This window comes from Collinsella aerofaciens, assembly GCF_040920445.1.
Classification (GTDB): Bacteria; Actinomycetota; Coriobacteriia; order Coriobacteriales; family Coriobacteriaceae; genus Collinsella; species Collinsella aerofaciens_BH.
This window is the reverse complement of record NZ_JBCOTQ010000041.1, coordinates 1-21,332: the sequence shown is the minus strand read 5'-3', so window position 1 is coordinate 21,332 and position 21,332 is coordinate 1. Positions and strand designations below refer to the sequence as shown.

Below are 21,332 nucleotides of genomic sequence, written 5' to 3'. Positions count from 1 at the left end.
GCTACATGTCTCCGGTCGAGTTCAGGGAGGCGGGGCTGTCCCTCCCGGAATCGTCCAAATAGGTGTTGCCAATCCAGCCCGGGACCCCCGACAGGGAGTCCGGCACGCCCAGGGCGGTCCGCGCGATCACCGCGGCGTCGCGCTCGTCGGTCTTGGCCTCGCCGGCGAACAGGCCCGCGGCGCGGCTGGCGGCGAGCCCGGGCAGGTGGGCGACCCCGAGCCCCGCGGCGCGGGCCCGCCTCACGGCGAGGGACCCTATGTTGCGGAACTGGTCGACGACGACGAGCGTGCCGGCGGGCGCGGAGGCGAACAGCGCGTCGAGCTCGGCCTCCCTGTTGCGGACGGGGGCGCTGGCCAGCACCTCCCCGTCGCGGTCGATCAGGCAGGCCCAGTGCGATGACTTGCCGACGTCCAGGCCGAGCACGGCCGTGGGCCTGGTGGATGGCGCTTTCACGGTGGTATCCTTCCGGTAGTCGTTCGACCGGATGGCCTCCCCCTCGGCACTCACATTACCAGCCGCGGCACCTGCCCGGCACTTTCCTATCAGCCGTCGGGGGCGGCGCGTCCCGCGCCGGCAGCACCCAACGGGCCCTCTCGGGGGCAGGGACGTTCGGCCGTGCGCGGGCGCCCGGTCGGCGGCCCGTTCTGGGCGCGCCTCAATCGTAGCCCGAGACAGTCCCAGGCTGACAATTTCGACTGTAATGGACGTTCTTAAACGGCCAGTCATTCAAGAACGTCCCCAATGACTACCCGCAGAATGAGCGTGGCCGGCAGCCGTGCGGCACCGGTCCGCGTGGCGGCGTATAATCGGCGGCAGATGATTCTGACGTTAGGAAACCATGACCGATAGCATGCAGCAGATGGCGCTCGACACGCTCGGCGCCTATTTTGGCTACACCTCGTTTCGCCCGGGGCAGGACCGCATGGTGGATGCGATTCTTGCCGGCCGCGATGCGCTGGGTGTTATGCCCACAGGCGCCGGCAAGTCCATTTGCTACCAGGTGCCCGCGCTCATGCTGCCTGGTATCACCTTTGTGGTGAGCCCGTTGCTGTCGCTTATGGAGGACCAGACCCGCGCGCTGCTCGCGGCGGGTGCGCGTCCCAGTTATCTCAACTCCAGCCTTACCCCGGCCCAGCAAAATACCGTGCTCAAGCGGGCGCGCGAGGGCCGCTACCAGCTTATGTATGTGGCGCCCGAGCGCCTGCTCGAGCCGCGCTTTCTGGCCTTTGCGCAGGAAGCTGCGGCCGAAGGCGGCATCGGCGTTCCGCTCGTGGCCATTGACGAGGCTCACTGCGTGAGCCAGTGGGGCCAGGATTTCCGTCCCGCTTACTTGCAGATTCGCGAGTTTATCGATTCGCTGCCGCGGCGCCCGATCGTGGCGGCGTTTACCGCCACGGCGACCGAGCGCGTGCGCGCGGACATTCAGCAGATGCTCGGCCTGCAAAATCCCGCGACGGTAGTGACGGGCTTCGATCGCAAGAACCTCTACTTTGGTTGCGAGGAGATGGGCGTCAAGGCCAAGACAGCCTGGGTGCGCGACTACGTGATCGCGCATTCGAGCGAGAGCGGCATCGTGTATTGCTCGACCCGCAAGACGGTCGACGCGCTGGCCGCGGAGCTTGCCGAGGCACTGGGCCCCAGCGGCATTCGCGTGGGCCGCTACCATGCCGGCATGGGCAACGACGCCCGCCGCCAGAGCCAGCGTGCCTTTATCGACGACGACATTCAGGTGATGGTTGCCACCAACGCCTTTGGAATGGGCATCGATAAGCCCAACGTGCGCTACGTCATCCACAACAACGTGCCCGAGAGCATCGAGGCCTACTACCAGGAGGCGGGCCGCGCCGGCCGCGATGGCGACCCGGCCAGCTGCCACTTGCTGTGGAACGGTAACGATTTTCGCATGCGCCGCTTTCTGATCGATCGCGGCGATGCTGCCGACGAGGCGCTCGATGACGAGCAGCGCGCGTGGGCGCTCCAGAACCGTTATCGTCTGCTCAGCCAGATGGAGGGCTACTGCAATACCACCGGCTGCCTGCGCGAATACATGCTGCGCTACTTTGGCGACGAGGCCGCGGCCGAGCATGTGGCAGCCGCCGCGGGCGGCACGGCAGACGACGCCGAGGGCTGCGGCAACTGCAGCAACTGTCTCACGCAGTTCGAGGTCGAGGATGTCACCGATATGGCCCGCGCCGCTGTGCGCTATGTGGCCACGCGTCCCATGCGCTTTGGCAAGTCGCTGATCGCCGATGTGCTTCACGGCGGCAATACCGAGCGCATTCGCCAGATGCATCTGGACGAGGACCGCGGCTACGGTGAGCTGTCGAGCGAATCGGTCGGGCGCATCAAGGACATCATCGGCCAACTGTGCGGCCGCGGTTATTTGGCCACCTCGCAGGGGCAGTACCCGGTCGTGGGGCTGGGCCCGCGTGCCACCGAGGTCGAGGATGAGGCGTTTGCCTTTACCGTTAAGCGTCGCGCGTCCAAGCGCAAGGCCTCGGCCCGCGCCCGCCGTGCGGTGGATCTGCTGCGCGAGGAGGCCGAGCTGGATCAGCGCCCGCGCGTGGGCGACGACGCCGAGCTGTTCGAGCGCCTGCGTGCCCTCCGCAAGGAGATTTCGACCGAGCTGGAGATGGCGCCGTATATGGTCTTTTCCGACAAGGCCCTGCGCGGTCTGTGCCGCCTGCGTCCACAGACGCGCGACGAGCTTATCCAGGTCAACGGCATTGGCGAGAAAAAGGCCGACGCCTTTGGCGAGCAGTTTATGGCGGCGATTGAAGAGTTTGAGTCCGAGCATGCACGGGATGGAGCGTAACGATGGCATTCGACGATAAAACCGAGCGCACTGAGGTATCCGCCGTTCCGCTGTACCAGCAGGTTATGGACGACCTAAAGGGCGAGATCGCGCGTGGCGTGTACGCATCCGGCTCGCGCATTCCTTCCGAGATGGAGCTCGCTAAGTCCTATGGTGTGGGACGCGTCACCGTGCGCCGCGCCATCGAGGAGCTGTCGCGCGCGGGGTATCTCAACCGCCAGCAGGGGAGGGGCACGTTCGTGTGCGCGCCCAAGCTCAAGCGCAAGATTGTCCAGAAGGGTGACGTTCAGAGCTTTTCCGAGGGTTGCGCTGCCAACGACATGGTGGCCGGAGCACGCCTGGTGTCGCGCACGGTGGTTGCGGCGACGCGCGAGGACGCGGCGTTTTTTGGGGTGGAACCCGGCTGCGAGCTCATCGTGGTCGAGCGTGTGCGCACGGCAGACGGCGTGCCCGTCATGCTCGAGAACAACGCCTTTGTGCTGGCTGACCATCCCTATCTGCAGACGCTTGCCGACGAGGACCTCACCGATAACTCAATCTTTGCGCTCGTTGCCGAGCATTCGGGCCGCGCGCCGCTCAAATCCGACCCTTGTACCGTGGAGATTGCGCTTGCCGACGCTCAAGTCGCGCCACTGCTCGAGATCCCGGTCGGTGAGCCACTCTTCTATATGGAGGCGTACTTTACCGATGCGGACGAGCGGCCCTTGCTGCTTGGGCGTCAAAAGATTGTGGGCTCGCGCTACGTGTTCGACATCTAACATCCACAGATAGAACAACATAGAACAAGTTTGGCGAAATGGCTTCACGAGCGTCATCGTGCGTGCTATAAATAGGACAACATAGAACGACAGCAGGTACGATCCGCCGTCGCTCAAAGCCGCCCCACAAGGAGGAACATCAGGATGAACGCACATGATCTGGTTCAGGAAATCATCGAGCGCAAGGGCAAGATTGAGAACGTCTTTTGGATTGCTTGTGGCGGTTCGATGATCGACCTGATGCCGGCCAACGAGCTGCTCAAGCGCGAGGCCACCACGTTTACCTCGACGGTCTACACGGCACGCGAGTTTTGCCTGATGGCCCCCAAGAGCCTTGGCGAGAAGTCGCTCGTTATTGCCTGCAGCCACAGCGGCAACACGCAAGAGGTCGTCGACGGCTGCGAGATGGCGCTGGCGGCCGGTGCCGAGGTCGTTGCCCTCACCGACTGCGAGGGCTCCAAGATCGACAACGGCAAGTGGACCACCTGGGTCTACCCCTGGGGCGAGGGCGTGCCGCAGGCCGAGGTGCCTCAGGGCATCGGCGCTCTGATCGCCGCCGAGCTGCTCGACCAGCAGGAAGGCTACGAGGCACTCGCCGACATGTACGAGGGCCTAAAGCAGATGGATGCGCTGCTGCCCGCCGCCCGCGAGAAGGTCAACGCCGAGCTGGGCGCCCGCTTTGCCGAGCTCTGTCAGCAGCACAAGTTCTTCTATATCCTGGGCTCCGGACCCAACTTTAGCCAGACCTACGCCATGGCCATCTGCTCGCTCATGGAGATGCAGTGGCAGCACTGCTGCTACATCCACTCCGGCGAGTACTTCCACGGTCCCTTCGAGGCCACCGAGCCCGGCGTGTTTTACTTTGTGCAGCTTGGCGCAGGGGAGTGCCGCCCCATGGAGGAGCGCGCTCTTGCGTTCCTCAACACGCACACCGATACGGTTATGGTGCTCGATGCACTCGAGTACGGCGTGGGCGAGGTGCCCGCCAGCGCGCGTTCGTACCTGGAGCCGATCTTCTTCTACAACATGAGCTGCGAGCTGCGCGCCGCCCGCGGAAAGGTGTTCGACCACAGCCCTGAGATTCGTCGCTACATGGGCATCGAGCAGTACTAGGTAACGGGAAAAGCATTCACCTTCGATTCGCAAGCGAACAGCGTGCGTAAAAAGCGGGCCGCGCCGGTGGGTTTCCGGCGCGGCCCGCTTAGTATCGCGCATAGATTCGCAAGGTTGCGGCAGCCAGCGGCCTACTTGGCGTCGTAGGCCTCGGCATCCCACCAGTCGAGCTGGGCGATGTTGTCGCGAATGTGCTGGCAGCTCTTGTGGAAGCCCTCGAGTTCGTGCTCGGAAAGGTCGAGCGTGTAGACCTCCTCGACGCCCTCGGCACCGATCACGCACGGCAGGGAGGTAAAGATACCCTCCTCGCCATACTGGCCGGTCATGAGCGTGGAGGCCGAAAGCACGGCGTGCTCGTTGTGCAGCACGGCGGCGCAGACGCGCGCGGCGGAGTTGGCGACGGCGTACTCGGTGCACTGCTTGCCCTGGTAGGTTACGTAGCCGCCCTTGCGTGCAAGCTCCTCGACCTCCATGTGGTCGAAGGCGTACTTGTCGGGGTTCTCGGCCTGGAGCTCGTTGAGGCTCTTGCCGGCGATGGTTGCGGCCTTAAAGGCTGCCAGCTGGCTAAAGCCATGCTCGCCGATCATGTAGGCGTCGATGGACTTGGGGCTCACGCCGACCTTCTTGGAGATCTCGGTGCGCAGACGGGCGGAGTCCAGGCCGCAGCCCGAGCCGATAATCTTCTTGGGATCGTAGCCGGTCAGATGCCACAGCTCGGTGCACACGACGTCGCAGGGGTTGGAGATGCTCACGAAGATGCCGTCAAAGCCGGCGTCGACGATGCGCTTGGCAAAGGTGCGGGCGGCGTCGGTGGTAAAGAACAGCTCGCCGTCGCGGTTGCCGGCGGCCAGCGCGACCTTGCCGGCGGCGTTGACGATGACGTCGCAGCAGGCAAGCTCCTCGTAGTGGTCGTAGCAGTTGACGATCTTGGTGTTGTACGGGACAAACGAAAGGGAGTCGCGCAGGTCCTGGACCTCGGACGTCACCTTGGCCTCGTTGATATCGCACAGGTACAGCTCATCGGCAATGCCCTGCATGAGCAGGCTGTTGGCGACATGTGCTCCTACGTGGCCCTGGCCGACCACACCGATCTTACGCGTCTGGTACATATACGTATCCTTTCGGCCGAGTTTTTCGCGTCGAACCATTGTAGCGTCCTGCTGCCACTTTGCTAGGCTAAAGCGCCGTAGATTTTTGGACATGCCTTAATCTCTACTTTTGGAGTGATTTGGGCCGCTGACGGCATCGCTGGGCGATGTGCTCGCGCGGATGGGGCCGGTCGTTGTACCATAGCTGCAACTGACTCGTAAGGAGCATCCATGCCCATTCGCATTCCCGACGCCCTCCCTGCCGCCGCGCAGCTCGAGAGCGAGAACATCTTTGTCATGACCGAGTACCGCGCGCTGCACCAGGACATTCGTCCGCTGCGTGTGCTCATCCTCAACCTCATGCCCACCAAGATCGCCACCGAGACGCAGATCATGCGCAAGCTCTCCAACACGCCGCTGCAGGTGGAGGTGGATCTGCTGCGTACCAAAACGCACGAGGCCACGCACGTGAGCGCCGGCCACCTGGAGACGTTCTACCGCACGTTCGACGACATCCGCGACATCCACTACGACGGCCTGATCATCACGGGCGCGCCGGTGGAGCAGATGCCGTTCGAAGAGGTCGACTACTGGCCCGAGCTCTGCCAGATCATGGATTGGTCCACCACGCACGTGCACTCTACGCTGCACATTTGTTGGGGCGCGCAGGCGGGGCTCTACCATCATTACGGTATCCAGAAGTACGACCTGCCGGCAAAGGCGAGTGGCGTGTTCGAGCATTATCTGGTGAAGCCGCAAAGCCCGCTGGTCCGCGGCTTTGACGACCGTTTCTATGCCGTGCATTCGCGCAACACCGATGTGCGCCGCGAGGACGTAGAGGCCGAGCCGCAGCTTGAGGTCGTGGCCGTGTCTGACGAGGTGGGCCTGTACATCGTCAAGTCGACCGACAGCCGTCGCTTCTTTGTCTTTGGCCATCCCGAGTACGATACCGACACGTTGCGCCTGGAGTACGAGCGCGACGTGAAGCGCGGGCTCAACCCCCAGGTTCCGGCGCATTACTTCCCGAATGACGACCCCACGGCCGAGCCGCGCAACGTCTGGCGCAGCCAGGCTCAGTTGCTCTACACCAACTGGCTCAACTACTACGTTTACCAGACCACGCCCTACGACCTGGCCCGCGCCGGCGAGGAGCACTAGGCTGCGACTGTGGCCGTGGCTGATGTGACGGCGATCAGGCGCTGATGATATGGGGTAGCGGCAGGTCGTGGGCGTCGGTGGGAACGTGGTCGACACACTGCTCGTCAAAGGCGATGCCGATGATTTGACATGCGGGCGAGAGCGTGGGCAGGTAGCGATCATAGCAGCCGCCGCCGTAGCCCAGGCGCGCGCCGGCGCGGTCGAAGGCTACGAGTGGCACGATGGCCATGTCGAGGGCCTCGGCAGGCACGATAGGGAAGCGGTCGCTGTCGATGTCCATGGCCGCGAAGGTCCGCGTGGGGTGGGCGATAAACGGAGCCGAGGACGCATCGCCGGCGGCAACTGCCCGTATGCACATGCGCTGGCCACAAACTGCGGCGTCTGTTGCCGAGAACATGCACGGATAGGCCACGCGCCAGCCGCGTTTGGCGGCCGTTGCGGCAAACGCGGCAGGATCGACTTCGGAACCCATGGCGGCATAGACGGCAACGGTGTGCGGCGCCGCGGCACCCAAGCGATCCAACAGCTCGACAAGTCGCGCACAGATAACGGCAGACTTCGCCGCCCGCACATCCAAATCAATCGCATCGCGCCGGGCAATCACCGCTCGCCGCAATTTAGCCTTGTCCATCCCAACCTCCTCTAGCAAACCTGCCAAAAAGGGACAGGTTTATTTTGGCAGGTTTTATCTGGGCAAACAGCAAAACAACCACGAAGGGGATACATGCACCTTCGTGGTGGTCTGTGCTGTGATGGGTGTCTGCGGCGGTTTGTCTCGATCTGTAACAGTAACTCGGCAAAATTGGACTTAGATGTTACAGATTGAGACAAAGAGCTGGTGCCGTTCGGGAACGTCTCGATCTGTAACATCTGGAGCCGATATTGCCGTCTAGATGTTACAGATTTAGACAAACTGGTGGGACGGGCTGAGCTGCCCCGCCCAAGCAGCGGCAAAAGAAAAGGTAGATTTTCGGGCATGTCCCAAAAATCTACCTTGGTGCGTTAGCCCATCAGGTCGACTACGTTAAAGCCGGCGTTGCTCTTGGCGATGACTTCGCGGCCGCCAAAGACACAGGTGGGCGATTCGGCCGCAATGCGCGTCACGTCGGCACCGAGCGAGCGAAGCTCACCGGGCGTGGCGGCGAGCATCTGGGCGCGGCGCTCCTCGCGTGCATGTGGATCGAGCCCGGCCAGGTAGGTCGTGTTGCGGCGCTTGGTGAGCGCGTACGGCTTCACGGGCGCGTCCATGCCGCTCACGCAGCTCACGATAAAGCCCTCGAAGGCGGCCTCGTCGGGCTCAAAGCTGCCGAGCCATTCGCCCGCGCGTTCCACGCGCTCAATCGAGGGGTCGATTGCCGGGTCGCGGTAGGTGTAGAACGCCGTCTGACGCTCGCCGGCAGCGCGGAATCCGCAGCCGTACGCACCGCCCTTCACGCGGATCTCGTTCCACAGGTAGTCGTAGGAGAGCGCGTTGGCGGCAACCGCCCAGGCGCCCGTCACGTCGATGCCCAGGCGACGCGGATCGCACGCGCGCGCCGCAAAGCAGATGTCGCTGGGGATGACGAAAGCCTCATGACGGTCGCGCGGCTCCGGCACCACGAGCGCGTTGCGGCCGGCATCGGCGCCGTCGCCCGCGCCAAGCCCCAGGTCGCCCGCGGCATCCCAGTACGAATTGAAGTCCTCGTCGCTGCCGGTAAAGCTCGCCAGGCAGCCATCGGCCACAAAGATGCGGTCTGCCAGCTCGGCAAGCTTGGCACGCAGACCGTCCAGGCGCTCGTCAAAGTGCTCGAGCAGATCGCGCAGGAACAGGTAGAAGTCCACGCCCGAAAGCTGCTCGCGCACCACGGCCGAAGGCGAGCTGTAGCTCATCGCGCGACCCAGCGCCGCCGAGTGGCCGTTGTTGATAAAGCCCTGCTCAAGCCCAATGCGAATCTGCGTGAGCACGTCGCGCACGCGGTCGGCGTCAGCATTGAGCAACAGCGTGCTCGACCACACCTCGCGCGGCAGGCTCGCCAGCGCGTCGATCTTTTCGGACAGGGCGCCGGCGCTCACCAGCAGGTAGGGGCGCACGCCGTCCACGTCGGGCTGCGTCATGACCTCGGTCGTAAAGCTCAAGAAGCCCAGCTTGCCGGCGAGCAAGTTGTCGAGTTCCTCGGCCGAGTGCTCGCTCGTGGGTAGCTGCTTGAGCAGGCGGCAGAGCAGCGTCACGTAGGGCAGGTCCTCAAATGCGACGCAACTCAGGTCGAAATACTGCATGGCGTAGGCCAGGCGGTTGGTGGGGATGCCGTGGCGCAGGCAGGGGATGGGCGCAGTCGTGTCCACGACCAGCGGCGGCTCGGGGCGCGCCTCGCCAATGTCGGACACGCGCAGGCGCGGCAGCGTGGCCTTGGCCTCGAGCGTGTCCTCGGCCTCCTGCGCGACACGTAGTGCGGCCGTGCGCTCGACCACGTCCGCCAGCTCGGCATCGGTCATGGCGTCGCGCTTGGCAGCCAGCTCGGCAGCTTCGGCACCCTCCGCACCCTCGGCAGCGTCTACCGGAACCAGCTCGACCAGCGCCATGCGGTCGTTTTCCAGCACGAGCTCGCGCAGCAGGTCCTCAAAATAGCTGCCGTCCAGCTCGCCACGCAGCTCCTCGTACACCGGGCCGTACTTGAGCGCCAGCGTCGCGGCGTCGTCATCGTAGAGCCAGGTGCTCAGCGCGTCGCACGCAATGGCCACGCCGTCGGCAATACCGTAGTCGCGCTGGCGCAGGTCGTATTCGTTGCTGCTGATGATAGCTTCCAGGCGCTCGCGCGGAACGCCGTGCTCACACAGGTCGCGGCAGGCGTCCTGGAACACGCGGCGCAGCTCGCGCGCTACGCCGGGCTGCGCGTTTTGCAGCATGATGAGCTCGTAGGGCTGCAGACTCTCGGCCGCGGTGTAGCTCACCACGTTGCCGCCCAGGCCGGCGGCCAGAATGGCCTTCTTAACCGGCGCTTCGTTGGAGCCCAGCAGTGCCTCGAACAGGATGTCCGCCGCGATCGTGCGCTTGCGGTCGAGCGCGCTGCCCAGCACCAGGCCCAGGCCAACCAGGGCGTTCTCGGGCGTGGTGGCCATCTCGATGCGCTTATACTCGCAGGTCACAGGCTCCTGCACGTCCAGCGGATTGGGCGCCAGCGCAGACGGGTCCTCGCCGGCGGCAACGGCGGCGTCCATGCGGCGGCTCGCGGCACTCGACTGCGACAGATAACGCTCGTCCAAAAACGCCAGCGCGCGGTCCACATCTAGGTCGCCGTAGAGCGTTATATAAGAGTTGGAAGGATTGTAGTGGCGCGCGTGCGTGTCCAGGAACTGCTCGTAGGTGAGCGCGGGAATCGCGCACGGGTCGCCGCCACTCTCGTGCGCATAGGCGGTGTCGGGATAGAGCGCGGCGTTGACGGCGTCGTCCAGCACGCTCATGGGGTCGGACAGCGCGCCCTTCATCTCGTTGAACACCACGCCGTTATAGCGCAGCGTGCCCTCGCGCAGGCTCGCGGAGCTGCCGTCGCCCTCGTCCTCGGCGCCCTCCGGCAGGTCCAGCTCGTAGTGCCAGCCCTCCTGCTCAAAAATGGTGGGCTTGGTATAGATGGCCGGGTTGAACACCGCGTCCAGGTACACGTCCATCAGGTTGTACAGATCCTGCTCGTTGGTGGTGGCAACGGGGTAGATAGTCTTGTCGGGGTAGGTCATGGCGTTGAGGAACGTCTGCATGGAGCTCTTGATCAGGTCGACAAACGGCTCCTTGACGGGGAATTTGGCCGATCCGCACAGCACCGAGTGCTCAAGAATATGGAACACGCCGGTGGAATCGGCTGGCGGCGTCTTAAAGCCAATGGCAAAGGCCTTGTTTTCGTCGTCGCACGCCAGGTACAGCAGGCGAGCGCCCGAGGCGGTGTGGCGCAGCACGTAGGCGTCCGAGTCGAGCTCGGGCACGGTCTCGCAGCGCTCGACGGCAAAGCCGTGGCAGGTGGTGCCGGGTGCCAGCAGCGCGGCGGCTGCGGCGCGCGGGTCGGTTGAGGTGGTGGGCATATGCAGTCTCCTTTGACGCCCCAGCGGGGGCGAATCGAGTCGAATCCTCGAGAGTATACCCATATGGGGCCCTCGACCAATCTGCCGGATGAGCGTGGATTTTCGGACACACGAGCGTGGAAATTCGGACGCCCATCAAATGAGCGTGGATTTTCGGACGAAATCGGCTGCCAAAAGCCCAAAAACCGTCCAAATATCCACCCTCATTTCCCGACCGTCCAAAAATCCACGCTCATCCGTCGCCCGCACATCTCTCATATCTCATTCGTCTCTAATACGAGAGATAACAGAAAGATGAGAGACAAATATGAGAGATAACAATGCTGCAAAGAGACAGGCAACCATGGTATTGTCTCAATATAGATTGTTTTACCAGCGAAAACATGTTTAAATGAAACAGATGACAGACATCTTATCTTTCATCTCTCACTCCTCTCTAATATGAGAGATAACAGAAAGACGAGAGATAACTGAGAGACGAAGGAAATCTATTCGCGGCATTCTTCGCAGAACCGAGCGAAAGGACGTGCAGATGAACGAAAACGAGCTGGCCGGTTTGCTCGAGTCTTTAAAGCGAATGGGTTCGGATGACCTTAGCGTCGAAGTAAAAGAGAGCGCCATGACGCTTTCCCGCGACGTATGGGAAACGGTCAGCGCTTTCGCAAACACCGCCGGCGGCATCATCGTGCTCGGAGTGAGCGAGCGCGCGGGTTTTGTCCCAGTTGCAAACTTTGAGACCGAGAAAGTGCTCAACCAATTCGTGGCGGGCATGGGCGATGCTGGCGGTCGCGGAAAGCTGGCCAATCCGCCCAAATACACCATTGAGCGCGTGGAGCTCCAGGGCACCGTGGTTCTGGTCATCACGATTGAGGAGCTCGACCCGTCGAGCAAGCCGTGCTATGTCATAGAGCGGGGCGCTCAAGGTGGCAGCTACAAACGCATCGATGACAAAGATGTGCCGCTTTCATCGACCGAGGTGCTCGCATTGGCGTCATACGGTCGAGCGACTCCGAGCGATCGCGATGCGGTGCCCGGCACGAGTGTGGGCGATCTCGACGAGTCGCTGGTCGACCGCACGATAGAACGCGCCTATTCGTTGACGCCTCGAGCGATGCGTGGTGCGACGGACAAGAAGACAAAGATGGAGCGCCTGAATCTCCTCGACTTCCAGGGCAATGTTACCAAGGCCGGCCTCCTTGCCGCGGGCGTTTACCCTCAGCAGTTCTATCCCAAGCTCTTCATTGATGTGGCTGTCCATGCGGGAACTCAAAAGGGCGCTGCGGGACCGCTAAGATTTATGGACCGCACAGTCTGCGAGGGCACCCTGGGCGAGATGATTTCGGATACTGTCGCGGCTGTCGCCAAAAACCTGCGCCGCACCTCGACCGTCCAAGGCATCTCGCGTATCGACTCGCTGGAGATTCCCGAGGAGGTCCTGCGCGAGGCAGTCGCCAACGCGGTTATCCACAGGGAATACGGGGATCGGTTCTGTGGGCAATCGATCGCCGTCGACGTTTTTGACGACCGTATCGAGGTGACGAATCCCGGCGGCCTTTATGGAGGGAAGACTCGCGAGAGCTTGTTTGACGGCAGCTCCCGATGCCGTAACGCGACGCTCGTGAAACTCATGTCGATTGTCCCGCTGCCGGATGGCGCAGGTTCGCCGGCTGAGGGCAATGGCTCGGGCATCCCGATGATGCTCGATGCCATGCGCGCGCATGGTCTGGCCGAGCCCCTGTTCTGCCCGGGGTTCGATCGGTTCAAGGTCGTACTTTACCGTTCAAAGATCGAGCCGGTCGATCATGGCGGGGACTTGATTATGACGGCGCTCAAGCGCTACGGCGAATTGGGGACGCGCGAACTGGCGGAGCGCACGGGACTCACGGTTTCCCAGGTCAGGGCACGCGTCAATGCGCTCATTGAGCAGGGCGAGCTTGAGCCGACGGCGCCGTTGACAAGCCGCAACCGCAAGTATCGACTGTCAGAGCGCGTGGAATAAATGCGTTAGTGGACGAGGCGACCCAATAATCGACCCTCAATTGGCGCCCACTAAGGTAAAGCGGTTGTTGCTCAGTCGACGGTGATGCTAAAGACTCGGCTTACGCCGGCATGGCCCCGAACCCGTCCATCAAGAACAGCCTAAGAACCAGCTTGATGACATATCCCGGTTTGACTTCAGCCGCGTCAAAGACGTGGCGCTCGGCGAGCTCGCTGCAGTATGCATAGATGTCGCGGATAAGGTCCGCGCCCGAAAGCGTAAACATGTAGCCTGCGTCCGAAAGCGCATTGGGTGCGGCGGGCAACTTGGCCATGTGGCAGAACGTTTGCAGGTCGGGCGCCATAACATTCTGGTAGTCGAGGTGGCCGCTGGCATCCTGTGCGGCAAGCTCCAATTGGCGCACAAAATCCAGCGCCGCCGCTAACACAAAGCTCGGCGTAGGCGCATTGACGTCCTGAGTGGTCGCCACAAGCCTGCCCGCCGCCTGCGTGACAAGCCAAGCGACCTCGCGCTGGCAACGCACAGCCTTGCGCGTAACCGGCTTGATGGACGAAGAAGAAACGCTCCCCTTAGGCGGATTCGAAGCAGCCATAAGACCCTCTCATGAACAATCCGGCCCAACAAGCCCGGATGAAACACGTGCTACATCAGTATACAGGGAAGTGGGGTAGCGGGGTACAAGCGCGCCAGCGGCAAACCGAGAGCATCAACGATGTGCCGATCGCGGAATGAGATCTCGTAATAATTGACTTCCGGCCATATTATTGAGGGGCATGACTCGCGTTCGTATGGTTGTAGGTGCTGGCGATGAACGACATTGACCTTGCTGTTCCGTTGATGGATGGACCAAGCTATGACCGCGCCTGCAGTCTCGTGCCTTCCGAATACGTTGAGGCATGGGAGTGGTTTCTGGGTGAGGAACAGCGCGGCGGCGTTTGGACCAGCCTTCCGCACCACACCAAGGAAGATAGCCCTCAGTATCAGTATCGTTTGAGAATTGGCTCGGACTTCTTTCCCGTAACGCGGGATTCAGGGATCTTCTGGCCGGGCCAGGATCGGGTGAAGCAAGATCCCAATAAGATCTTTGCGCTTTCGGTCCATAACTCTAAAAAGAGCTTCTACACCGATGTGCCTCCGCTCTATTTGGACGATGGCACGTGGGTCATTAAGTATTCGGTTCAAGCGCCAGGCGCCGTTGGTTCTCGAGACCAAGACTATAACCGTAAAATGCTCAACTGCATGGAATGTGGCGTTCCGGTCGGAGTCATATTTGCAACCGAGGTGGGCTACAAGGTGCTCGGCCTTGCGTTTGTTGAGCGGTTCGAGCCCGAAAACGGATGGTTTGTTCTGCACGGTCCTGTTCATAAAGGCGGACCGGACCCTCGTTTTGCACCCGACATGAGTTATCTGAAGCACATGCCCGTCGATATTGAGTTTGCCGGACAGGGTGCGACCGACGACGAAAAGGTCCGCTATGCGTTAAGGCGCGAGCGATTGGGGCAGCAATGGTTCCGCAAGCAGCTCGTTGCCGCCTATGACGGCCGTTGCGCGGTGTCGGACTGCGGCGTCAGCGAAGCTCTGGAGGCTGCACATATCGAGAATTACTCGGGACCCAAATCGCAGGTTGCCAGCAATGGCATTCTGCTTCGGCGCGATCTTCATTCCCTATTTGATGCTCACCTGATTTCGTTTGAGCCTGTTTGCGGCGAATATCGGCTGTGCGGATCGTACCTGCTGGATAAGACCGACTACGCTTCCTTTGCGGGTGCGACGCTAAGGCAGCCGAATGAGCGTCAGTGGCGACCCAATACGGTGTTTCTTGAGGCCCATCGCATTGAGTTCGATCGCTCGGAAAAGAAGCGTGAAAAGGCGGGGCTTCTGCCGTATTAGCGTATTTGGCTTTGGTATTCTTTGACGATCGTGTTGTTTGATCGGATCGCGTGGCGATACAATCTCGCGCACGCCCGCCGGTGCATGCTCTTCCTGTTTTGTATAGCGAGAGGGGAGCGTGTATGAGCTGGCGAGGCGATATTGCGATGGGGAAGTACGGAAAACTGCCGTGTGCCCTTATAGACAACAATATGTTTCCGAGCGTAGAGGTTGATTGCGGGTCGTTTGTCGTCACCTGCCCTTGCTGCGGCTCGCAAATACCGTGTCTCGATATTCGGTTCATCGATGCGCGCGACAGACTCAGCGACGAAGTGAGAAAACAGACAGGCGTTCATATGCCGGTGTATCCGGAGAAATGCCCTGTTTGTGGCCTCGATATCGTGTATGACGCCGGCGACGAGGGATAGGTGATGCGGAGGAGCTGGCTGTGAAGGCTTCTCCGTCTCTACAAATAAACCCCCTCACCGAGTTGCCTGTGGAACTCGGCGTGATGGTCGCGTGCCCAGGTAAAGAGCGCCTGGTCAAAGTCGGTGCGCGTGGTCGGGACGCCAAAGACGCCGGCAACTTCGACGCGTATAAACTCCAGTGCCGGCAGCTTGTTGATGGCAGTGAGGGCAAACGGGGACGAGGGCTCCTCGAACAGATAGCGGCTGCCTTGCAGCGCGTCGCAACTGGTGCACGTGTTGCCGAGCGACGGGGCTTTGGAGGCTCGCGCGCCTACGGGCTTGTAGCCGCAGCGCTTATGAAGGTAGTCGCGGATCTCGCCCGGCACGCAGCCAAGAGCGGGCACGATGGCGAGTGCGTTGGCGTTGGCCGTGTCGATGGCAATGTGCCCGGACTCGTTGGGCGCGTGCGCGATGGCGACGCTCTCGTCGTTATCGGTTCGATAGGGAATGCCGAAGGCCGCGACCGAGGTCTCTTTGTGACACTTCCAGCACTCGCGCTTGCCCAGTACTAGATATATATACGGCGCTGAGGGGTCGGATCGGTCAACACCGGGCAGCCACTCGGCAAAGGGCTCGGGGTTGACGCCGCCGGGTACATACCAGACCTTCTTGGTCCGGTCCCATTTGGCGCCCAGCGCCTTGGCTTCTTCTTTGTGCGAAAAGGGGACATCGAGCTCGGTGCGCATGGCGGCTCCTTGGTGCTGCAGGTGCAAGTGGCCCAAGGATACCGCAGGGCGCAGACATCGCGGCGTTTTGCTGAGAAGTTGCGGTGCGGACTGATTGGTTATGCCGATGGATATATCGGCAAGTAGATGGTCGGCTTTTGGCTAGTTGGGCGGTTGGAACTGCCGGCGGATTTGGCGACATAAAACAAAACAGCCCAGAGGACATAGCCTCTGAGCTGCGAACATTTGGTGGGCGTTAGAAGATTTGAACTTCTGACCTCTTCCGTGTCAGGGAAGCGCTCTCCCCCTGAGCTAAACGCCCGATCAAGGGTACGCAAGCGCGCAAGGGATAATATAACGGAGCCTGAACTCGGTGGCAAGAACATTTTTAAAAATCGCTTACATTGTGGAATTCGGGGGCTTTGTCATATCCATCTCAAAAGTGCCTGCTGCCGCGATTTGGCTGTCGCATAATGCAAGGCCATTGCGGTATCGAGCTATGGAAAGACGCCTGCGGAATTGTCCTACCGATAAGCGGACAAGCCTCCAGCTGGTGACTTCGCCGTGGTAAGGTAAGCCGAATTGTTTCCAGGCTGTTTCGGGGGAGTGGAATGAGCAAAGAGTGTGTCGAGCAGGTCGAAGGCGCAGGGGCTTCGGTGCCGATGACCGATATATCGAACATTGATGTGCCCGAGGGCACCGACGAGCTCAGCCGCAACACCCGTCGCGCCTGGCGCGAGCGCCTTAACGATGCGTCGTCGCGCAAGATGATCACGGGCGTTTTGGCTACGCTGGTGGGCGGTTCGTTTTGGGGCTTCTCGGGCACCAGCGCGAGTTTTTTGTTCGATACCTACCATGTCGATACGCTGTGGCTTATGAGCGTGCGTCAGATTCTCGCCGGCCTGCTCTTTATGGCTGTGGTTGTCACGCGCGACCGCGCACGCCTGGTCAAGCTTTGGACGACGCCCGCTGATCGCAAGCAGCTGCTGCTCTTTACCGCTTTTGGCCTGCTGTTCAACCAGTTTTGCTATCTTTCGGCCGTGCGCCTGACGAACGCCGGAACCGCGACGGTGCTCCAGTGCCTGCAGCTCGTTATCATCATGGGCTACGCCTGCGTGACCGATCGCCGCATGCCGCGTACTCGCGAAGTCATCGGCATTGGCCTGGCTCTGGGTGGAACCTTTTTAATCGCCACCGGCGGCGACCCCACCAGCCTGAATATCTCGCCGCTTGGCCTGGCAGCAGGTCTTATGTGTGCGGTCAGCGCCGCGTGTATGGCGGTGATTCCCGCCAAGATCCTGCCCGAATACGGCAGCCCCATCGTCACGGGCTCGGCAATGCTCACGGCGGGCGTGGTCTCGTGCGTCTTCGTGCAGCCCTGGGCGCATATGCCGGCGCTCGACGCTGCCGGCATCGAGGCGCTCGCGGTGTTCGTGGTTATCGGCTCGTTTTTTGCTTACATGCTCTATATGCAGGGCGTTAAGGACATCGGCTCGGTGCGCGCGAGCCTCATCGGAACTGTGGAGCCGGTTTCGGCGACCATCACCAGTGCCGTTATGCTGGGGACGGTGTTTTTGCCAACCGACCTTATCGGCTTTGCCATGATCATCGTGATGATGTTCCTCACGGTGTAGCTGGCACCGCCGCCAAGACAGAAAAGGTGTTGTGCCGCATTTTCGCCAATTGACGTCCGTGTCTGGAGTTTAGCTGTCGATGCTCAAAATGCCATAAACTAGTAACGTTATGGACTTTTTCATTGCGACTCAATTGCGAGGATTTCTTTATGGCTGGTAATCACTTTAAGGGCAGCGATAGCGGCCGCCCTGCAGTTCCGCCGCGTCCGAACGGGGCTGGTAAGGCCGGCACGCCGGGCGGCGCTGGACAGGGCGGTTCCGGTAAGCGCGTGTCCCCGGGCGAGACGGCGATGTTTACCGCTCTGTACGAGCAGTCTCAAAAGGCAAAAAAGACCGGCCGTGCAAGAGGGAATGTCTTTGCGGGCGGTGCAACCTCCGCGTCGCAGCCGAGCGGGGCTCCTTCGGCACCTGCGAACAGCGCAGGTGCTGCCAACGCCGCGAATGCCGCCGGCAACGTTAATGCCGGCAAGGCCGACAACAATACTCCCTCTGCCGGTGGCGCGGGGCTTACGGGCAACCTTGGCACGATCTACACCGGCGCCTCCGAGACTGGCACGTTCGCCCGCCTGGATGATAGCGGTGCCGAGTTTGCGGGCTCGGGTTCCAAGGAAGATTATTACGATTTTGGCTTGAACTACGGTAGCGATGCTTCGTCGAGTTCGACCTCTGACGGTCTGGTCCGTCATCGCCATCGCAAGGGCGAGCGCAAAAAGCGTCACACCGGCGCCATTATTGCCGCTGTAGTCGCGGTGCTTCTCGTTGCGCTTGGCGCAAGCGGCTTTATGCTGCTTAACTCGGCAAAGACCGTAAAGAGCGAAGCGAAGGAGGCTGTCGAGATCGTCGGTGGCCTTAAGGACAAGGTCACGTCGGGCGATTTTTCGACGCTGCCTGACGACGCGAAGAAGATCGATGAGCTCTGCGACAGCATGAAGGCGGAGACTTCGAGCCCGCTGTGGACGGCGGCTTCGTTTATCCCGGTGTATGGCAGTGACATCAACGCAGCCCGCACCATGATTGACGCCCTGTCCGATGTCTCGAGCAATGCGCTGGTTCCCATGGCCGATAACCTTTCGCAGGCTACGCCCGGCAAGCTGTTCCAGGACGGCATGATTAACGTGTCCGCGCTGCAGGCGGTCGCCGATTCGCTTTCCAGCAGCTCGAAGGTGTTCAAGAGCGCCAACGAGAAGGTCCAGGGCATTGGCGATACTCATATTTCCCAGGTGACCGAGCTGGTCGATAAGGCCAAGGACGGCTTTGCCACCCTCAACGGCGCGGTTGACGCGGCGGAGAAGGTCGCCCCCGTCCTCCCCCAGATGCTCGGCGCCAACGGCCAGACGCGCAACTACCTTATGTACGCCATGAACAACGTCGAGATTCGTGCTTGCGGCGGCTTTGGCGGTTCGCAGGGCCTGATTTCGGTCACTGACGGCCAGATGTCGATTGGCGAGTTTGTTCCCCGCATTGGACTCAGCGAGGATGAGGCAGTCGAGAGCGTCGACGAAGAGGATGAGGCGCTGTTCGGCAACCACAGTAACCTGTACAACTCGGGCAATACCTATTCGCCTGATTGGCCCCGCAACTCGCAGCGTGTCGCCGCGCTGTGGAAGTCCCAGTATGGACAGGACGTTGATGGCGTCATCGGTATCGACCCGGTGTTCCTGCAGTATCTGCTGGGCCTGGTCGGTAATGTCTCGCTGCCCGACGGAACGGTTGTCGACGGTACCAACGCGGCGAAGGTTCTCATGCACGATGTGTATTGGAACTATCCGGTCGAGGAGTCGGACGGCATCTTTGCATCCGTCGCCAGCGCTGCCTTCGACAAGATCCTTGGCGGTATCGGCGATGTCGATGTTACGAAGCTTGTCAGCGCCGTTGAGCGCGGTGCCGAAGAGGGCCGTCTGATCGCGTGGATGAGAAACGATGATGAGCAGAATGCCATCAAAGAGACGGGCATTGACGCTTCGCTGCCCGATCCGGATGACCCGAGTGCCGATCCTGTTGCCGGCGTTTACTTTAACAACCTGAGCTTCTCCAAGCTCGACTGGTACCTGAACGCCGATACGCAGATTGGCCAGGGCATCAAGAACGGTGACGGCACGTGCTCCTATCGCATCACCGTTACCCTGACGAACATCATGACGCAGGAGGAGGCTGGCAAGCTGCCCGACTACGTTGCGGCGAGCGCACCCGATGCCGCGCGTGACGACGAGCGTCTGAATGTCTCGTTGTTTGCCCCGACGGGCGGCAACATTACTGATCTGACCGTCGAGGGCACCCAGTTTGGTCTTGGCGCCGCTACGTGGCATGGAATCCCCTTCTATTCGGGCACCGTTGACCTGCATGCTGGCGAGACGACGACGATCACGTATACGCTGACCACGTCGGCCGAGGCGGGGGACAAGCCGCTTACGCTGCGTCAGACTCCTACATGCCAGGCGGCTCGCGACAGCGCGTCGGCGTAGGGTTTTTCTGGTAGCGCAGATAATCGAGTACCATTTTGGGGCGGACAGGCAATCTGTTCGCCCCTATTTTGTAAGGAGAGCGCATGAAGTACTTTGGCACCGACGGCTTTCGCGGTGAGGCCAACGTTGGGCTGACGGTAGAGCACGCTTATAAGATTGGCCGTTTTGTGGGCTGGTATTACGGCGCCAACCGCGAGCGCAAGGCACGCGTCATCGTGGGCAAGGACACGCGTCGCTCGAGCTATATGTTCGAGGCGGCGCTGGTGAGCGGCCTGGTCGCGAGCGGTGCGGACGCCTATATGCTGCACGTGATCCCCACGCCGGGCGTAGCGCATCAGACTGTGGAAGGCTGCTTCGATTGCGGCATCATGATCAGCGCGAGCCACAACCCGTTTTGCGATAACGGCATTAAGCTCGTCAACAGCGACGGCTTTAAGATGGACGAGGACGTGCTGGAGCTCATCGAGGACTACATCGATGGCAAGAGTGAAGTTCCGCTGGCCACGGGCAACCACATCGGTGCCACGGTGGACTACATGCAGGGCCGCAACCGCTACATTGCTTCGCTCATTGCAAGTGCGAACTTTTCGCTGCAGGGCGTCAAGATCGGTATCGACTGCGCCAACGGCTCGGCTTCCTCGGTGGCCAAGCCGGTGTTTGACGCGCTCGGTGCCGACGTGCGCGTGATCAATGCCGCGCCCGATGGTTTTAACATCAACGTCGATTGCGGCTCCACGCATATGGAGCGCCTGCAGCGCCATGTGGTGGAGCAGGGTCTGGACGTGGGTTTTGCCTACGATGGCGATGCCGACCGCTGCCTGGCCGTGGATGAGCGCGGTCGCGTGGTAGACGGCGACCAGATCCTGTACGTGTGCGGCGTGTATCTGAACAAACACGGTCGCCTTTCGGGCGGTACCGTGGTGCCGACGATCGCCAGCAACTTTGGCCTGATCAAGTCGTTGGAGCTTGCCGGTCTGAGCGCCGTGACCAGCGGCGTGGGCGACCGTCACGTGTATGCCAAGATGCGCGAGGGCGGTTACAGCTTGGGCGGCGAGCAGACGGGCCATACGATCTTTGGCGATATCGAGCGCACGGGCGACGGCATTATGACTTCGCTGCGCGTGATGGAAGTGATTCGTGCTGAGCGCGAGACGCTCTCGCAGCTCACGGCTCCGTGCAAGCTGCTGCCGCAGGCGCAGGTTGCCGTGCGCGTGGCGGATAAAGACGCCGCGCTGGGCAACATGGGTGTGCAGGCC

The 21,332-nt window shown here is 61.5% G+C and carries 15 protein-coding genes and 1 tRNA gene; 9 read left to right on the top strand and 7 right to left on the bottom strand.

Going from position 1 to position 21,332, the window contains the following annotated elements:
- Position 1: 1 nt before the first annotated feature.
- Positions 2-508 carry an IS110 family transposase gene (locus AB5405_RS07250; protein ID WP_368138028.1) on the bottom strand — a complete coding sequence of 169 codons (507 nt, stop codon included), beginning with the start codon at positions 506-508 and terminating at the stop codon, positions 2-4.
- Between the two features lie 331 nt (positions 509-839).
- Here AB5405_RS07250 and AB5405_RS07245 point away from each other — a divergent pair, with 331 nt between their 5' ends.
- The 3 genes from AB5405_RS07245 (at position 840) to AB5405_RS07235 (ending at position 4,687) form a co-directional block, all read left to right on the top strand.
- Complete coding sequence (locus tag AB5405_RS07245; protein WP_368138027.1) at positions 840-2,816, top strand: RecQ family ATP-dependent DNA helicase; 1,977 nt, start codon at positions 840-842, stop codon at positions 2,814-2,816.
- A gap of 2 nt (positions 2,817-2,818) precedes the next feature.
- On the top strand, positions 2,819-3,574 hold the full coding sequence (locus tag AB5405_RS07240; RefSeq protein ID WP_271738439.1) for a GntR family transcriptional regulator: 756 nt from the start codon (positions 2,819-2,821) through the stop codon (positions 3,572-3,574).
- A gap of 144 nt (positions 3,575-3,718) precedes the next feature.
- Positions 3,719-4,687, top strand: a complete 969-nt coding sequence (locus tag AB5405_RS07235) for an SIS domain-containing protein (RefSeq protein WP_368138026.1) — start codon at positions 3,719-3,721, stop codon at positions 4,685-4,687.
- Positions 4,688-4,818: 131 nt separating this feature from the next.
- Here AB5405_RS07235 and AB5405_RS07230 read toward each other — a convergent pair whose 3' ends face one another.
- Positions 4,819-5,796, bottom strand: a complete 978-nt coding sequence (locus AB5405_RS07230) for an L-lactate dehydrogenase (RefSeq protein WP_117563734.1) — start codon at positions 5,794-5,796, stop codon at positions 4,819-4,821.
- A 210-nt stretch (positions 5,797-6,006) separates the two neighbouring features.
- Between AB5405_RS07230 and metA the strand changes: the two genes are divergently transcribed.
- The gene (gene metA / locus AB5405_RS07225; RefSeq protein WP_055250586.1) at positions 6,007-6,933 is read left to right on the top strand and encodes a homoserine O-acetyltransferase MetA; all 927 of its coding nucleotides are present in this window, start codon (positions 6,007-6,009) and stop codon (positions 6,931-6,933) included.
- 34 nt (positions 6,934-6,967) lie between these two features.
- Here the strand turns inward: metA and AB5405_RS07220 are convergent, their stop codons facing one another.
- Together AB5405_RS07220 and AB5405_RS07215 are read right to left on the bottom strand one after the other, a co-directional pair.
- The gene (locus AB5405_RS07220) at positions 6,968-7,564 is read right to left on the bottom strand and encodes a 5-formyltetrahydrofolate cyclo-ligase (protein ID WP_368138025.1); all 597 of its coding nucleotides are present in this window, start codon (positions 7,562-7,564) and stop codon (positions 6,968-6,970) included.
- A 371-nt stretch (positions 7,565-7,935) separates the two neighbouring features.
- Positions 7,936-10,980, bottom strand: a complete 3,045-nt coding sequence (locus tag AB5405_RS07215) for an insulinase family protein (RefSeq protein WP_368138024.1) — start codon at positions 10,978-10,980, stop codon at positions 7,936-7,938.
- A 532-nt stretch (positions 10,981-11,512) separates the two neighbouring features.
- Between AB5405_RS07215 and AB5405_RS07210 the strand changes: the two genes are divergently transcribed.
- On the top strand, positions 11,513-12,979 hold the full coding sequence (locus AB5405_RS07210) for an ATP-binding protein (protein ID WP_368138023.1): 1,467 nt from the start codon (positions 11,513-11,515) through the stop codon (positions 12,977-12,979).
- A 100-nt stretch (positions 12,980-13,079) separates the two neighbouring features.
- Here the strand turns inward: AB5405_RS07210 and AB5405_RS07205 are convergent, their stop codons facing one another.
- Positions 13,080-13,571, bottom strand: coding sequence for a hypothetical protein (locus tag AB5405_RS07205; protein ID WP_226790459.1), 492 nt, complete (start codon positions 13,569-13,571; stop codon positions 13,080-13,082).
- A gap of 215 nt (positions 13,572-13,786) precedes the next feature.
- Here AB5405_RS07205 and AB5405_RS07200 point away from each other — a divergent pair, with 215 nt between their 5' ends.
- Complete coding sequence (locus AB5405_RS07200) at positions 13,787-14,869, top strand: HNH endonuclease (protein WP_349091093.1); 1,083 nt, start codon at positions 13,787-13,789, stop codon at positions 14,867-14,869.
- 445 nt (positions 14,870-15,314) lie between these two features.
- Here the strand turns inward: AB5405_RS07200 and AB5405_RS07195 are convergent, their stop codons facing one another.
- Both AB5405_RS07195 and AB5405_RS07190 read right to left on the bottom strand, forming a co-directional pair.
- Positions 15,315-16,001 carry a DUF5710 domain-containing protein gene (locus AB5405_RS07195; protein WP_349091094.1) on the bottom strand — a complete coding sequence of 229 codons (687 nt, stop codon included), beginning with the start codon at positions 15,999-16,001 and terminating at the stop codon, positions 15,315-15,317.
- A 226-nt stretch (positions 16,002-16,227) separates the two neighbouring features.
- Positions 16,228-16,302, bottom strand: a tRNA-Val gene (locus tag AB5405_RS07190).
- A gap of 289 nt (positions 16,303-16,591) precedes the next feature.
- On the opposite strand from AB5405_RS07190, the gene AB5405_RS07185 reads away from it, so the two are divergent.
- The 3 genes from AB5405_RS07185 to AB5405_RS07175 form a co-directional block, all read left to right on the top strand.
- The gene (locus AB5405_RS07185) at positions 16,592-17,614 is read left to right on the top strand and encodes a DMT family transporter (RefSeq protein WP_349091095.1); all 1,023 of its coding nucleotides are present in this window, start codon (positions 16,592-16,594) and stop codon (positions 17,612-17,614) included.
- 149 nt (positions 17,615-17,763) lie between these two features.
- The gene (locus AB5405_RS07180) at positions 17,764-20,076 is read left to right on the top strand and encodes a DUF4012 domain-containing protein (RefSeq protein ID WP_368138022.1); all 2,313 of its coding nucleotides are present in this window, start codon (positions 17,764-17,766) and stop codon (positions 20,074-20,076) included.
- 83 nt (positions 20,077-20,159) lie between these two features.
- A partial coding sequence (locus tag AB5405_RS07175; RefSeq protein WP_368138021.1) for a phosphoglucosamine mutase occupies positions 20,160-21,332 on the top strand: 1,173 nt, incomplete at its 3' end.